This window comes from Enterococcus rotai, from assembly GCF_001465345.1.
Classification (GTDB): Bacteria; Bacillota; Bacilli; order Lactobacillales; family Enterococcaceae; genus Enterococcus_L; species Enterococcus_L rotai.
Map to the genome: position 1 here is coordinate 391,596 of NZ_CP013655.1, position 16,019 is coordinate 407,614.

The window sequence follows — 16,019 nt, forward strand, 5'->3', positions numbered from 1 at the left end:
CTTTAGCTAGTATATCATAGCAATTAAGAGATTTTAGCTAATTTTTATTCGTTTTTTCTTATCCATTCAATACCAAGAATTTTTTATACAACTGATTAAAGATAATCATAAACTGTTCAGCTTCAGCAATTGTATTACTTTCATCTAAGCTGATTCTAATAGCAGAAGTTGCTAAAGCATCCGGTACTTTCATGGCATGTAGGGTACTACTAGCCATTTTTTTCCGGCTAGAGCAGGCACTTGTCGTTGATGTGTAAATTTGCTTTTCTTCTAAGGCATGTACCAGTACCTCGCCACGAATCCCTTTTAGCGCAAAGCATAAAATATGCGGAGCAAAATCGGACGTCTCTTTTGAAAAGACCGTAACGTTCGAATATTCTTGTAAAGCTTCAACCAAATAACGACGAATAGTTGCCGTATGCATTGGTTTTTCTGCTCTTTTATCTGTATATAAACGCAATGCTTTCGCCATTGATACAATCCCAGCAACATTCTCTGTACCGCTTCTTTGATCATTTTCTTGACCGCCACCGTTTAATAAAGGGGTTAGCTTACGTCCGTGTTTCCAATAAATAAACCCAACACCTCTTGGTCCATGAAATTTATGCGCAGAAAATGTAGCAAAATCTACACGTGGCGTTAGCCATTGTTCCTGAGCGACCTTGCCAATTGCTTGAACAGCATCCACATGAAAATGGATCGTTGGATGATTTTCTAAACAGTCGCTGATTGCTTGAATTGGCTGGATCGAGCCGATTTCATTATTGACTGCCATAACAGACACAAGAATGGTATCTTTACGAATCAATTTCGCTAATTCATCTACTATTACAAATCCGCGTTCATCAACCGGAGCAATCGATAGTTCAAAGCCATTTTCGGCCAACTGTCTTGCTGTTTCAGAAACAGCTGGATGCTCAATATTTGAAATAATAATATGGCGACCAAATGATTTTTTCTCCAAAGCCGTTCCTTTTAAGACCCAATTATCGCCTTCTGTGCCACCGCTTGTAAAATAAATCTCGTTTGATTTTACTTGGATCAAATCAGCAATTTGTTTCCGTGCTTGCTCTAGCAAGCGATTTGCTTGATTACCTAGATCATGCAAACTAGACGGATTGCCAATGATTCGTTGATTAACTTTTACATATGTATCTAACGCTTGCGGATAAATTGGCGTTGTTGCGCTGTTATCAAAATATATCATCTAAAAACCTTCTTCTCTTGAAATTCTTTCCTATTATATACTTTCTGCTTTCGTAGTTCAACCGAATACAAAATAAAAAGGTGAGACGCTTGTCTCACCCTTAACTATTTACATTGCATCAAGATTGTTGAAATAGAAATCTTCGATTCGTCTAAACGCACCTGGTTCTACTCGTTCAAGTGCCGTTCCAATTTCATCTAATGCATCTTGATATCTATACTCTTTTGAAAATAGTTCTAAACTATTTTCCATCGCTACACGAATTGCTTCGTGTGTATGACGGTAACGATTTGCATACTGCATCATTTGTTCTGTTAATGCTGCAGAGTTAACTAAATCATTGGTTTTCTTATCTAGTAATTCTAAATCTTCATTACAAAGATCAGAAAGTTTTTTGATCTCTTCCATATTGATTCTAATACGGTTCAAGGCTTTACTTAGTTCTTCAATACGGTCTGTTGCAACAAAGAAGAATTCTAAGTAATCAGCTGGTAACCCTGGCAAACGTTGTTTTTCAACATAGCGTTTGATGTTACGTAAACGAAAATCATATTGATCAACTTTTTCTTGGGCAGCTTTTTCACCTTTGCGTAATTCTTTCAATGAATCATCGATTTCAACTTGTTGATTTTCGATGTCATCTAAAATCTTATAGCAATCTTTAAAGAATGCTTGAACTTCTGAATATGGAATGGTATGTTCTTTCATTTTTGGTTCGAAATCTTCATAACGGCGAATCAGTTCTTCAATCTCAGTTTGGAAACCTCTTGAACGTCCAAGCTCATTGTGATTCAATGTGTAACTTTGTGACGTGTGATCCAGTTCGATCATTAATTGGCGATTGTTTTTCAATGCGTGGGCAATGTAATCACCAACGACTTTATGATTTGTGATCACATATTTCTTAGCATTGATCTCACGTTCCATGATTTCATATAGTGCATCGATTGCATTAGCTGTATCACGATTTGCAACTTCAACTGCATCGACTTCTGTTTTCTCTAAATCAACCGTTGAATTTTTCACGCGTTTTTGAACGCGTCTCAATTCTTCTTCAAAATTCTTTTCAGGGAACACATAATGATCTGCAAGCAGACGTTTGTATCCCTCTTCAATCTCTTTTAGTTGATCTGGGAATGTTCGGTTCAATTCGTCATACAGTGGTGGGATACGCTTCATCACATCATCTAACTCATAGGTGTGACGTTCGGCATTTTCCAATACTTCACGTGCTTCGATCGGATCGCCAGAAGTATTCAATGTAACAAATTGAGTAAACTCGATCTCGATATTTTTGATTTGTTTTTGTAATTCCGGATAAGCTGAACCAAATTCTGATTTTTCATCATGAAGTAATTTACTGATTTCTTCGTAAACATCTAAAGCTTTTTGAACTTCCAATGAATTGCGCTCTTCACTTTCACGTAGCTCTTTCAAACCATTACGAATGATCTCAACTTCTGATTCCATCTCAGTCATTGTCTCGTCAGCTTCGGCAACTGCTTTTTTTGCTTTCATAAAACGGAAGGTTTCATTTAAATTTTCAACTTCAAAAATCTGACTTTCTAACTCTGCAAAAGAACGAGTAGAAATCTCGGTCCAACGTTGATTCCATTCTCTAAATGTGTTCTGACTTTGCCCGACCATGTGCATTTTTTTGACATCATCGACCTCTTCAATCACTGGTAAGTCGAACAGCGCTTCTTTCCTCTTTTCCAGATCATCGAGTTTCATTTGATTTTTCTTTCTCATAAAATAACCAACTAAATACAAAACTGCTGCGATGATTATTATAGCTAAAACTACGATAATGATCAGATTATTCTTCATTCATGGTTCCTCCGTTTATTAGTCCATATATGATATGCAACAGCCAATAGATAACAAAAACACCTCTATCTACTATCACAATATTCTCTTATCTACTTAAAATTACTTAAAAACACCTACAGAAAATTATATCACAAACCACTCAATCAAGCACTAACAATTTGTAAATTTTTAAGAAATGTTTTGACTTTGTATTATTGTCACGCATCTCTGCCGACTATTCGTTAGTTTAACCGATTTTCTCTGTCTTTTGCAACTTTTTACACACATCGCTCAATGTATCGATTTTTTGATCTGCCAATTGCTGGTCCATACCAAAGCGAGTATCTTTTATAGCCCAAACCGTTGTCCCTGCATCACGAGCGGAACGAATGCCTTTTTCAGAATCTTCGATCGCCAAACAATTTTTAGGATCCAGTCCTAATTCTTCTGCGGTATATTCATAAATCTCTGGAGCTGGTTTGCTTTTTTTGAATTGTGTGCCGCTCACGACTACATCAAAATAACTCGTTAATTGTCCTTCTTTTAAAACTTCTTGGATCACATCTAACGTTGATGATGAGGCTAAACCGATTCTATACCCTTTTCTTTTAAAAAACTGCAAGACTCGTTTGGCATCTGGATCGATCAACTGACTGTAATCAATCGGGTGTTCTGCTTTGTATTGATGGTATTTTTCATTTAAGAAAGCTTCATCATAGATTGTATCATTAACTTCAAGAATCGTCTCCCATAAGCTTCGCATGTCCGCTCCGATAAATAATGGTAGCGGAATCTGTTCAATAGATAGATCATATTCCTTGAGAAAAGCTTTTCTACGTTGATAATAGAACTCCTCACTATCGACTAACACACCATCCATATCGAAAATAATTCCCTTGTATTCTTGCGTCATTTTGGCGCTCCTTTTTTTGACTATTCTTATTCAGCTCTATCAGTCTAACAAAAGTTTGAAAAAAAATGAAGAAATTTGTTGGAAAATAACGGAAAAGAACGAATAATTGTCATTTTTACAGTTGCTTTTCAGTCCATCTTTCGGTATTCTTTTACTATTATAATGAAAAATCTATTAAAATTAGGAGTGAAAAAAGTGAAAGTCACAAAATTTGGAGGTAGCTCATTAGCATCAGCTGCACAATTAGAAAAAGTTTTACAAATCGTAAAAGAAGACGCTTCACGAAAGTTTATCGTTGTTTCAGCTCCTGGTAAGCGTTCTTCTGAGGACATCAAAGTAACAGATTTACTTATTGCTTACTATAATACTTATTTAAATAATGAAAATACGACTGAAATCACTGGCAAAATCGTTGATCGTTACGAAGCGATTTTAGATGAGTTAGGGCTTGATAAAGAGATACTAAATGATATTCAACAAGGAATCCAAAAATTGGCTACATTACCAAAACAGGATAACCCACATCTTTTTGATGCCTTTTTAGCCAGCGGTGAAAATAACAATGCAAAATTAGTTGCCTCTTTTTTCCAACAGCGCGGACTAAAGGCTCGTTATAAAAATCCGAGTGATCTTGGGATCATTGTCTCAGACGAACCTGGTAATGCCCGAATTTTGACATCTTCTTTAAGCAAAATCAACCAGTTTAAAACAACTGACGAAATTTTAGTGATTCCTGGCTTTTTTGGTTTTACAGAAGCGGGAGATATTTGTACATTTTCTAGAGGAGGCTCTGATATCACAGGCTCGATCGTTGCAGCTGGAGTCGAAGCTGATATTTACGAAAACTTTACGGATGTTAATGGGATTTTTGTGGCTCACCCTGGAATCATTCATGAACCTAAAACAATTAAAGAGCTAACCTATCGGGAAATGCGAGAATTAGCTTATGCAGGCTTTGCAGTATTACATGATGAAGCATTGATGCCTGCTTACCGTGCTAACATCCCTGTCGTTATCAAAAATACAAATAATCCTGAACATCCAGGAACCTTGATTACAACATCTAGAACAGTGAAACACGACCCTGTTGTCGGAATTGCCAGCGACCAAGGATTTGCCAGCATTTATATTAGTAAATATTTAATGAATAGAGAATTGGGCTTTGGACGTCGTTTATTGCAAATTCTAGAAGAGCTCGGTCTTAGTTACGAGCATATGCCTTCTGGGATCGATGATATTTCGATTATTTTGCGAGAAGAGCAATTAACAATTGAGATCGAAGAACAATTGATGGAGCGCTTGGAGCGTGAACTTGAGCCAGATGAATTACGGATTACACATGGTTTATCTATGTTGATGGTGGTTGGTGAAGGCATGCGTCAACGGATCGGGGTTATGGCAGACAGCACTGCCGCTTTAGCTTTTAATAAAATCAACTTGGAAATGATCAACCAAGGTTCTTCTGAGGTCAGTATTATGTTTGGAATTCGTGAAGATCAAGAGAAAAAAGCGATCCAAGCCTTATATAAAACCTTTTTTGAAGTGGAATAAACTAAAAGCGTGACTGGAATATGACGCGACGAGCTGTTTCTGCTCCTACCGTTTATTCGAATAGCAAGAGCCTGAAACATCACTTTCGAGTGACGTTTCGGGCTCTTGTTTTTCGCTTTATTTGATGTTATGTTGTTAATTAAAATTTTGTCTTTCTCACGAGATGAGTAATTGGATAAGGTTTTCCAAAGCCATCGACTGCATCCTCTGATTCAATTTCAAATCCGTGATTTAAATAGAATTTTTTAGCCTGTTCATTTTGAGTATTCACGTCAATTCTGTTTATCCCCTCATTGTCAACTAGCCACGTCAATATTCTACTACCATAGCGTTTTCCAATAAAATTAGGATCAAGGAATAACATGACTAACTCATGATGATCAAGACCACTAAAACCAACTAGTTCATCGTTTTCACTCCAGATAGTTAAGTCAACACTATCTAAATTTTCAGGAATTATTTTTTTATAAAAATTGAAATCTTCCTCAGATAAAAAATCATGTGTATTTTTTACTGATCTTTCCCATATTTCGATAATTGAACGATAATCCTCTTTGTTTGCTTTTCTTTTAGTTAACATACTTGCGTCCTCCGTTCGTTGTTTGTTTTGCTACCACTCCTTCCCATTTATCCTTTAATTGTTTTTTGAGTATAACTCCAGCTAAAATATGTATTCATTTTATATTTACCTCAACTTTTTGATAGCATTTATCTTAAAGAGGTTTTGTAATGATGTCAACAGATTATCGACCTTTACTACGCGATCCTTCTTTTTTCCACTATAATAGTTGATTTTGGTGATCTATTTTCAAAGAAAGCATTCTCATCGTGACATGACTAGAGTACAATAAAACTAAGCTATTTATGAAAAGGTGGGGTAAGTATGATCGAGTTGTTTAATGTCAGTAAAAATTATGGGACAAAACAAGCGTTGAAGGAATTGAGCTTAACGATTAAGTCGGGAGAAATCTTTGGTTTTCTTGGGCATAACGGGGCAGGTAAATCGACAACCATCAAAAGTCTAGTAAGTATCATTCAGCCTTCTAGTGGTTCAATCAAAGTTGACAGTTTGGAATTATCAGAAAATCGGCAAGCCATCAAGCAAAAAATTGCCTACGTGCCGGACACTCCTGATATCTTTTTACAGTTAACAGCAGGAGAATACTGGGATTTGATCAGTGCCGCTTATGGACTTGAGGCGGCACAAAAACAAACGCGCTTAAGTGAATTGGCTTCTTTGTTTGACATGTTGAGTCATCAAGATGAAACGTTAGCAAGTTTTTCTCATGGTATGCGCCAAAAAACGATCATTATTGGGGCCTTATTGCCTGATCCTGATATTTGGATTTTAGATGAGCCTTTACAAGGGTTGGATCCCCAAGCTGCATTTGATTTGAAAGAAATGATGAAGGCTCATGCTGCCAAAGGGAAAACGGTCATTTTCTCAACCCATGCGTTAGATACCGCTGAACAACTGTGTGATCAATTAGCGATTCTAAAGAAAGGTGAACTCATCTACAACGGCTCTGTTGCTGACTTATTAGCGCAATCGCCAAATGAATCTTTAGAATCCATCTACTTGAAGATGGCTGGTCGGCAATCGGATGCGCAATTATTAGAACGTATTGAAGGTGATTTGGATGAATAAAACACAGCTGCTTGAATTGACTCGAGTGAATTTACGTTATGCCAACCCGCAAGTGACCGATCGCGCTCGAAGAAAAGGCAAAAGCGGAAAAGCATTGACGCGAGCTTTGATCAATCAGTATTTGCTTTCTGGTGTTCTATTTTTATTCATCTATGGCGCCACAATGTTTCTTATTGATTTTAGTCAAATGCCAGGTTTCTTTACTTATTATGTTGCTTTATTTAGCATTTTAGCTTTTTCGCAAGGAATCTCGGTCATTTATAATGTGTTCTTTGAAAGTCAGGACTTACCAGCCTATCTCCCTTTGCCTTTCAAACAAAGTACGATTTTTGCGGCAAAAATTTTGGTCGTTGCTTTAACAGTTACGCCATTTGTTTTTCCAATGTTTGTCGTATTCTTGCTGACTGGCTGGCGAGCAGGGATTTTTCTGCCAGTAACGATCATTCTAGCGGTTTTGCTTTTCTTATTGGTTTTAGCTACGGTATTTGCAGTTTGTTGCTTGATCGTCTTTGGCTTGACTCGAACTAAATTTTTCAAAGAGCATAAAAAAGTCGTAACTAGTTTATTGTTAGGTATTTCAATGACGATTGCAATCGTTGGGATCATTTTTATGAATGGTCAAAGTTCTTACTCCGAAGTAGGTCAAATGGATCGAAATCCGATCACTATTTTATTGCCGTTGTTTCAAATTGTTGCTAATCCATTTTCTACATCAGGATTGCTTAGTCTTGCAGGTTTACTTGGTATTTTTTTAGTCTTGATGATTGCTGTTAAGTTGTTGATTCTGCCAAAACTTTACGAGCAGTTGACGGATGCAACTACCGCCAAAGGTGCCCAACGTCGTAAATATAAAGCGAACCAAAATTTAGGTCAGCTACTAATAAATTATAATAAACAATTATTGAAAGAACCCAACTTAATTATGCAAGTATTGTCTACTTCTTTACTAATGCCAGTTATTTTTATCGTTACATTTGCAATTGGCGGCTCATTGAATTTAAGTCATTTAGATTTCCGTTTTATCGGGGTTGTCTTTTTAGGTGGCATTGCATTAGCTTGGATGACAATCAATCAGACTTCATTTATCAGTAATTTGATATCTCTTGATCAAGAAAATTTTCATTTTGTACGGTCTTTGCCAATCTCAATGTCCAAGTATATGCAGAAAAAATTTTTGGTGGGGTTGGTTATTCAATTTATCTTAACTGGCGGAATCGCATTGATCGGCAGTTTCCTCTTCCGATTACCACTAATTTTTGTCATTAGTTTCGTTGCAGGTGCCTTATTAGGGAGTTATCTGCTTTGTCTACGATTTTTTGCAAGAGACTATCGCTTTATTTTACTGGAATGGACCAGTATCAGCCAATTATTTAATCGTGGTGCAGGAAATACAGGGTTAGTTTTGACGATGTTTGGGTCTATTTTTGGTAGTTTGATTATTTTAGTGATGTATGGTTTTGCCGCTATGTATCTACCATTTTGGCCGCTCACATTAGGGGTTTTAACACTAATTGTGCTTGTAACTATTTTCTGGGGCCGTTACTATCAGAAAAATTTTTGGACAAATTTTGATTAATTTATAGATAAAAAATAACGAGCAAAAGAGAATGACCTTTCTCTTTCTGCTCGTTTTCTGCTCTCAAGTAATCAGTTCATTTCAGCAGCATTTTTCTGACGTTCTAATTCAGCTTTGATCTTTGGCTCGGGTGCAAAATCTGCCTCCCAGTTATCTGGCTTCATCACTTTATGTGTGACGGGATGATAATGTGGTTTACCATCTGGGAAAATTTTTCCCATGTTGGCTTCATGAACAATCGAAAAAACTTCAGTTGGATCGACGCCCAGCAATGAAAACGAACCGTATGTAAAATACAATAGATCGATCAATGCGTCAACTTGTTCTACTAAAGGATCAGTTACTTGCTTTTGTTTGCTCAGAACTTTTTCCTCAGCCTGATCGACTGATACTTTTAGCTGCTCTACTAATTCTTTAAATACTGCTGGATCATTGTTCGCCGATCCATACAAAAACTCAACCAACTCTTCCGTTTTAAAGCCCGCTCTATCCGATGCTTGCTTAGCAGAAAACGGCGTTGGAATTTTCGGTTTTCGATTATCAAATTTTTCGTGAAATGCTTCTGCTTTTTCAAATGGATTATCGATTTTCATAAAGTTCCTCCTCGTATAACGATCATAAACTAACATGAGCCTAATGGATCACATCATAATGACTCAACGCTTGGTAAATACCATCTTCTTCATTACTTTTCGTTACATACTTAGCGACCTTTTTGATCTCTTCCTCAGCATTTCCCATCGCTACTCCATAGCCGACATGACTCAACATTTCCAGATCATTCCAGCTATCACCAAATGCCATCACTTCATCTAGTGAGAGGTTAAAATGTTCAGCACAGCGCTTTATCCCAACTAATTTTGAACCCCCTGCTGGAATAATATCTACAGTATACGGGTTAGAACGAGTCAAATGGCAACCTTCCAGTTGCTTTTTTAAGAAGCTTTCCTCTGATTTGGCACTCAAAAGAACGCATTGATAGATCGGTTCTTTTAATATGTCCAAATCAAAATAACGTTGATCTTTTCTGTGAATAGAAAAACGACTGACTAAATTTTTGGCGATTGTCACAGGAAAACGTTTTGGTAAAAAGCGGGATAGCTTTTTGGCCCATTTTTTTTGCCCAAAGCGCATCAGAGAACTGCCTTCCAAACTCTTTCTTGAACCAAACATGATTTGGCGATGATAGTCATCTGAAAAGGTTACGATCCTTCTTAATGTCTCCTCAGGAAAATGATCTGCTCGAATCGTTTCGTCTTTTGTATAAACCAACTGACCATTATACGTAACAAAAACATCCAGATTCAATTCATCTATCTGCTGGCTTAAATGAACGGGTCCTCGACCTGTTGCAACACCGCAGATGATTCCTTGTTCTTGCGCTAATGCAATTGCCTGTTTTGTTGACTCCAAAGCTTTGGCATTTTTATTCACTAGCGTGCCATCGATATCAAAGAAAATAGCTTTTATCATATTTTCCCTTTCTTTGTTTCATTTTATATTTGGTTGATCAAAATAGGCCCATTTGTTTGGGATTTAAATTGTCATACTCTAGCTTAAGTGCGGCTTTCATTTCAAGTAAATTACCTGCCGCATCCCCACCAGAATTGTTATTGAAGATCACAGCAACTTCTTTGGCTTCGCCCGCTACTTTTTCGACAGCTTCACTTAATTCCGCGATTTCTTCTGCCTTATAACGGTACAACGTGCGTTTCTTGCGCCAATCTTTGTCGTTTGCCATCCACCCAGCAGCATTACGACCATGGAATCGAAACAAAACAAATTGATCATTTGTGACGTAAGGAAAAAAGGGAACAGGATTTGTCGGAATCTGTGGTTCATCGACTGCAACTAATGAAAATTGATTATTTTTCATAAAGGCTAGCGTTTGTTTGATGTATTTTGCCGTATACCATGAACCATTTCGCAATTCTATAGCAATTGGAAATCCAGCAAACCACTGACGAATTTTTTCAAGGTATTGAACATTTTCCTTTGTGCAGCTAAATGTTCCAGAAAATTGAATCAGAAAAGCAAACAGCTTTCCGCTTTCAATCATTGGTGCCATACTCGTTAGAAATGCTTCAACCATTTCTGCTTCATCTTGGTAATACTGTGCCCATTCACCTTGACAACTGATACCGCTATATACTTTCATGACAAATCGAAAATTCTCAGGTACTGATTTTGTCCACTCTCTAACCGAATCCTGCTTAGGAATACCATAATAAGCTGTATCCATCTCAACTAATGGTAAATAGCCCGCATATTCATATAAAGTGGAACGCTTTTTTCCGGTTAATTTATCATGTTCATTAAAAGAAGTCAAACCTAATCGTATCATAGCATTATTTCCTTTCTTTACGTGCTAACATTATTATGTATAAATGTTAAAATGGTTACTCTATCTGTTTATTTTATACTAAAAAAGACTAAGACAAAACAAAAAGTTGTCTCAGTCAGAAAATGACTTGGTTTTATAATGTTATTCGTTTTCTTTCCATTTCATATTCGCTTCACAATAGATTTGACCCTCAATTCGAATCTCATGCTTCGTTGTTTTACCTTCGTCTGTATCAAGGACTTCATAATGACTTTCGACAACTTGACCATACTCGACTTCTTTATCAAATTTCACATTGATATAGGTCGGCTCATGAGTACTCAGAAAATCATAGCCTAATACATCTAGCATCCAATTGAAGTAAATTGCATTGTTTACATGCTGATTCCCATCAATATCAAAATACCGGACGCGATAAGGAGAAAACTCGCCATTTTCTACTTTTTCGATTTTCTCGCTGCGGTAAATTTTCTTGATTTTTTCACTTTCGTACGGTTCAATAATTTCAGGTAAGACGCTACTCATTTTGCGATTTATTTTGTCCATCAACACAAATGTCGACTTGATCAAGACACATTCCTGACCTTGTTCATCATGAATCCAAAAGTTACGATAACAAAAATATTTATTATAGGCGATTGCTTGTGTTGTCACCGCAATTTTCTCCCCAACTTTAGGCAAACGTGTAATCTGGATTTCATAATTGGTAATGACCCAGCCTAGACCAAATGACGAAACAAAGTCACTTCCTCGATCTAAGGCATCGCTTTGTTCTTCGGATGTTTTGATCACAACGGCTAGCATTGACGGAATCGTCATTTTTCTCGTAATATCGCCATCGTAATAAGCTACTTCATATGGGGTCGTAAATTTTTTTGCCACTGGATCTCCTCCTTTTTCACTTATAAAACTAGTTAAATTATAACACAAGATCACTAGATGAAAACAAGTAACGAATAATCAGTCGAACCATTTAAAGTATAAATTATAGAATATTCAGTCCTATTTAAATATTGTATTCATTTTAAATAGCATACTAAGTAATAGTGGAATCGTAGCCCCTAAAATCGTGATTAGGAAGATTAAAATGTAAGCAAGTTTTATACTTCATATAGAAAGTTGAGCTTTTTACAATTTTTGAAAATAACTTTTTTAAAAATTTCCATGAGATAAATAAAATTTTTATATAAAATAAAAAAACTTTTTAAAACAGAATGAAGAATTCACCCTTTTTAAAAAGCTTTTAAGTTCTAACTAATTGTTTCAAAAAAAAATCTAATAACTAATTTTTTCACACTACACGTGACCTGTGTTACCGTAACCAAGTACTTCACACAATAGATCTACAAGTGTTTCCATCCTTATCCCTCCAAAAAAATTAGTTGATTCTAAGGGGATAATACCATACTATTATATAAAACTAGAACTATAACGCTTAAACATAGAGGGGAAAAATATGAGAATCAAAGGAGCCATAATCCGCACAACAAGAAAACAAAAAAGGTTGTCTCAGGTCACATTAGCCGCTGGAATTTGTACTCAAGGGACTGTGAGTAATATCGAAAATAAAAATGTCTGCGACAGTCTTGAGATCCTTGATGCCATCTGCAAAAGATTAAACCTCAGTCTCGAAAGTGTGCTGGATGATAATGATGAAAAGAAACTAACGTCTTTATTAAATCATGTAGAAGAATTGTGTAATACCTTCAGACACAAAGAAGCTCATTCACTTTTAAAAGAAACGTCGATCAATGTTGCTGATTTCCAAAATAAAGAATTAGAAGTTCGCTGGTTTTATTTTATGGGGATCACGAATTTATTAGGCTATAATAATACAACTGACAGCTTATTCTATTTTTATAGATCCGATGAGCTCGGTGATTCAAACTCTGTTTACGCGATTCTTTCTGTTAATAGCTTAGGCATCGTTTATGAAATGGCTAATGAATTAGATAAAGCTCAGGTTTATTATAAGAAATCCATTGATATGCTGCAAAAGATGACCATCAAAATGCCAATTGAAGCGACTAAGATATTTTTCAATACGGCCAAGTTTTACTCGTTGATCAAAGAATACGACACAGCGTTTGACTTAGCTACACAAGGCATGACTTTAAACCGATCCTATCAATCTTTATATATGCTGGATTTGTTAGCATACGAAGCGGCATTCAACGATTATATGCGCTCTACACACTTAGCAGCACCTGATTTTAGTAGTGCTAAAGCTTTTGCCTCATTTAATCACAATCAAAGTTTATTGGATGTAATCGAAAGTGATGAAAAAAACCTGTCTCGTTAAACAAAATGGCCAGTTGGCGGAGGATTCTATCTCCTCTCAACTGACCGTTTTTTTATTTTTATCTAAAAAAATCAGAAAAACTTTTTTAGATAAAAAACAAATAAAACTTCTCATTATTTTATCATTTAAAAAAATAATTGCATATTATTTGAATAATATAAAACAACATGTTAAATTTAAAAATGTAAGCGCTATAAAAATATTTTTAGGAGGAATCACAATGAAGAAAACAATGCTCAAAGCAGTCCTTACCCTTAGTTTATTAGCAGGAGGTTTATCCGTTTCAGCTACTGTTACACACGCTCACGGATACGTTTCATCCCCTGGAAGTCGTGCCTATTTTGGTAGCACTCAAGGTGGCAAAATAAATAAAAATGTTGGACGTGCTGAGTGGGAACCTCAAAGTATTGAGGCAACAAAAAATACATTCACTCCAGGAAAATTAGCTAGTGCAGGTGTTAGTGGATTTGAACCATTAGATGTTCAGACAACAGATCGTTGGCACAAATCAGACATCACAACAGGACCACTTGCCATCAATTGGACCTTGACAGCTCGTCACAGAACTTCTACATGGGACTACTATATGACCAAACAAGGTTGGAATCAAAATCAACCATTGGATATTAAAAACTTTGATTTGATCGGTCGTGTTGATGATAAAGCAACAGTTCCTGAAGCTTCTGTTAATCACACAATTACCGTTCCTAGCGACCGTAAAGGCTATCATGTCATTTACGCTGTTTGGAATGTTTACGACACAACAAATGCCTTCTATCAAGCAATTGATGTCAATGTAAAATAATCAATAAAACAATCTAAAGGAGTCGTGTCCATGAAAATCAAACAATTTATTCCGGCGTTTTTACTCATTTCAGGTATTGCCTTCGGTAGTTTACTCACTGCGGCGCCCGTAGAAGCAGCTGATTCGGCCAGTGAGATGGTCAGTGTGGCCAATAAAAAGGTTCTTGTCGGTTATTGGCATAACTGGGCTTCTAAAGGTAGAGATGGGTACAAACAAGGAACATCCGCCAATATTTCATTAGCAGACGTAAATAAAGCGTACAATGTGGTTCCAGTATCATTTATGAAAAGTGACGGTGTCAGCCGTATTCCAACATTTGCTCCATATAACAAAACAGATGCTGCCTTTCGTCAGGACGTTGCCTTGCTTAATAGTCAAGGACGTGCCGTTTTACTTGCCTTAGGTGGAGCAGATGCTCATATTCAATTAAAAACGGGTGATGAACAAGCTTTTGCAGACGAAATTATTCGTCAAGTTGAAACTTATGGCTTCGATGGGCTTGACATTGATTTAGAACAATCCGCAATTACTGCTGGTGATAATCAAACAGTCATCCCTACAGCATTGAAGAAAGTCAAAGAGTACTATAGAACACAAGGCAAGAATTTCATCATTACGATGGCACCAGAATTTCCTTACTTAAAACCAGGTGGGGCCTATGAAAAATATATTACTTCTTTAGATGGTTATTATGACTACATTGCACCTCAGTTATATAATCAAGGCGGCGATGGTGTTTGGGTAGACGAAATCATGAAATGGATCCCACAAAGTAATGATGCGTTGAAATATGAGTTCCTCTATTATATGTCTGATTCAATGATCCATGGGACACGAACATTCTTGAAAATTCCTAATGACAAACTTGTGTTGGGACTTCCTGCAAATGTTGATGGTGCTGGAAGTGGCTATGTAATCGATCCAAATGCGGTCTACAGAGCTCTTGATCAATTAGCTAAAGATGGCAATCCAATCAAAGGCTTAATGACTTGGTCTGCAAACTGGGACACTGGGACAAATGTAAATGGAGTACCTTATAATAATGAATTTGCTACAAGATATGCTCGAATTTTACAATAAATAACCAAAGAGTCGTAGACAAAACTAGAAACTAGTTTTGTCTACGACTCTTTATCAAAATAAACAACAAGAAAAGAAGCTGCTTACAATCAAGTTAGTAGGCTTGTCTATCATTCATTTTTTTCGCCACTACTAACTAATATCTTTTCAACGTTTGACAAATTCGTTTTCTTTTTCGTCCGATAAATACCTTCTTTTCTTAGATGATGGTATATCGTAGACGTTGAAATGCCACAGCGCTTTGAAATTTCTTCTATTGAAATCGTTGTATTATGATAAAGTTCAAGAGCTTGATTCACTTGATCAACAAGAGGAGGGCGACCTAAAATAACCCCGTTTTTTTTAGCAGCACTTAAACCAGCTAATACACGCTCACGAATCAATTCAGCTTCCATTTCAGCAAAAGCGCCCATAATCGTAAAAAAGAAACGCCCCATTGGAGTGGAGGTATCGATATTATTTTCGATACTGACAAAATGAATATTTCTTCGATCAAATTCTTCTAGCAAGCCTAACAACTGCTTTGTTCCTCGAGCTAAGCGGTCTAATTTAAAAATAACAAACGTATCACCAGGCTTCAAAATAATCAAAGCCTTGTTCAATTCATTCCGAAAACTTTTTCGGCCACTTTCATATTCTTTGAAAATTTTATCGACACCATACTCTTCAAGCGCTTGTTGTTGAGAATCAAATTTTTGATAATGTGTACTGACACGCATATAGCCAATAACTGCCATTTTATTTTCCCCCCTTATTCTACTTGTATCTCAAGCAATGCTCA

At 36.5% G+C, this 16,019-nt stretch carries 15 protein-coding genes; 6 read left to right on the forward strand and 9 right to left on the reverse strand.

Features of this window, described 5'->3' with window-relative positions:
• Positions 1–58: 58 nt before the first annotated feature.
• From ATZ35_RS01850 to ATZ35_RS01860, 3 genes are all read right to left on the reverse strand, one after another.
• Positions 59–1,207 (reverse strand): cysteine desulfurase family protein, encoded by a 1,149-nt coding sequence (locus ATZ35_RS01850; RefSeq protein WP_208929002.1) that lies wholly within the window; start codon positions 1,205–1,207, stop codon positions 59–61.
• A 108-nt stretch (positions 1,208–1,315) separates the two neighbouring features.
• Positions 1,316–3,037 carry a septation ring formation regulator EzrA gene (gene ezrA / locus ATZ35_RS01855; RefSeq protein WP_208929004.1) on the reverse strand — a complete coding sequence of 574 codons (1,722 nt, stop codon included), beginning with the start codon at positions 3,035–3,037 and terminating at the stop codon, positions 1,316–1,318.
• A gap of 229 nt (positions 3,038–3,266) precedes the next feature.
• Positions 3,267–3,932 (reverse strand): HAD family hydrolase, encoded by a 666-nt coding sequence (locus ATZ35_RS01860; RefSeq protein ID WP_208929006.1) that lies wholly within the window; start codon positions 3,930–3,932, stop codon positions 3,267–3,269.
• Positions 3,933–4,127: 195 nt separating this feature from the next.
• On the opposite strand from ATZ35_RS01860, the gene ATZ35_RS01865 reads away from it, so the two are divergent.
• Positions 4,128–5,483, forward strand: a complete 1,356-nt coding sequence (locus tag ATZ35_RS01865; RefSeq protein WP_208929008.1) for an aspartate kinase — start codon at positions 4,128–4,130, stop codon at positions 5,481–5,483.
• 139 nt (positions 5,484–5,622) lie between these two features.
• Here ATZ35_RS01865 and ATZ35_RS01870 read toward each other — a convergent pair whose 3' ends face one another.
• Positions 5,623–6,063, reverse strand: a complete 441-nt coding sequence (locus tag ATZ35_RS01870) for a GNAT family N-acetyltransferase (protein WP_208929010.1) — start codon at positions 6,061–6,063, stop codon at positions 5,623–5,625.
• 303 nt (positions 6,064–6,366) lie between these two features.
• Here ATZ35_RS01870 and ATZ35_RS01875 point away from each other — a divergent pair, with 303 nt between their 5' ends.
• Both ATZ35_RS01875 and ATZ35_RS01880 read left to right on the forward strand, forming a co-directional pair.
• Positions 6,367–7,131, forward strand: a complete 765-nt coding sequence (locus tag ATZ35_RS01875) for an ABC transporter ATP-binding protein (protein WP_208929011.1) — start codon at positions 6,367–6,369, stop codon at positions 7,129–7,131.
• Complete coding sequence (locus tag ATZ35_RS01880) at positions 7,124–8,707, forward strand: ABC transporter (RefSeq protein ID WP_208929013.1); 1,584 nt, start codon at positions 7,124–7,126, stop codon at positions 8,705–8,707. The genes ATZ35_RS01875 and ATZ35_RS01880 overlap by 8 nt, the downstream gene beginning before the upstream one ends.
• 71 nt (positions 8,708–8,778) lie before the next feature.
• Here ATZ35_RS01880 and ATZ35_RS01885 read toward each other — a convergent pair whose 3' ends face one another.
• From ATZ35_RS01885 to ATZ35_RS01900, 4 genes are all read right to left on the reverse strand, one after another.
• Entirely contained in the window at positions 8,779–9,300 is a 522-nt protein-coding gene (locus tag ATZ35_RS01885) for a pyrophosphohydrolase domain-containing protein (RefSeq protein ID WP_208929015.1), read from the reverse strand.
• 40 nt (positions 9,301–9,340) lie between these two features.
• The gene (locus tag ATZ35_RS01890) at positions 9,341–10,180 is read right to left on the reverse strand and encodes a Cof-type HAD-IIB family hydrolase (protein WP_208929017.1); all 840 of its coding nucleotides are present in this window, start codon (positions 10,178–10,180) and stop codon (positions 9,341–9,343) included.
• Positions 10,181–10,217: 37 nt separating this feature from the next.
• A complete protein-coding gene (locus ATZ35_RS01895) occupies positions 10,218–11,051 on the reverse strand; it encodes a DUF72 domain-containing protein (protein ID WP_208929020.1) in 834 nt (277 codons plus the stop codon).
• 141 nt (positions 11,052–11,192) lie between these two features.
• Positions 11,193–11,933, reverse strand: coding sequence for an acyl-ACP thioesterase domain-containing protein (locus ATZ35_RS01900; protein WP_208929022.1), 741 nt, complete (start codon positions 11,931–11,933; stop codon positions 11,193–11,195).
• Between the two features lie 574 nt (positions 11,934–12,507).
• On the opposite strand from ATZ35_RS01900, the gene ATZ35_RS01905 reads away from it, so the two are divergent.
• The 3 genes from ATZ35_RS01905 (at position 12,508) to ATZ35_RS01915 (ending at position 15,238) form a co-directional block, all read left to right on the forward strand.
• Positions 12,508–13,353: a helix-turn-helix domain-containing protein gene (locus ATZ35_RS01905; RefSeq protein ID WP_208929024.1), complete on the forward strand. Its 846-nt coding sequence runs from the start codon at positions 12,508–12,510 to the stop codon at positions 13,351–13,353.
• Between the two features lie 220 nt (positions 13,354–13,573).
• Entirely contained in the window at positions 13,574–14,158 is a 585-nt protein-coding gene (locus ATZ35_RS01910) for a lytic polysaccharide monooxygenase (RefSeq protein ID WP_208929026.1), read from the forward strand.
• 30 nt (positions 14,159–14,188) lie between these two features.
• Complete coding sequence (locus tag ATZ35_RS01915; RefSeq protein WP_208929028.1) at positions 14,189–15,238, forward strand: chitinase; 1,050 nt, start codon at positions 14,189–14,191, stop codon at positions 15,236–15,238.
• A gap of 110 nt (positions 15,239–15,348) precedes the next feature.
• Here ATZ35_RS01915 and ATZ35_RS01920 read toward each other — a convergent pair whose 3' ends face one another.
• Positions 15,349–15,975: a DUF7317 family protein gene (locus ATZ35_RS01920; protein ID WP_208929030.1), complete on the reverse strand. Its 627-nt coding sequence runs from the start codon at positions 15,973–15,975 to the stop codon at positions 15,349–15,351.
• Positions 15,976–16,019 lie beyond the last annotated feature (44 nt).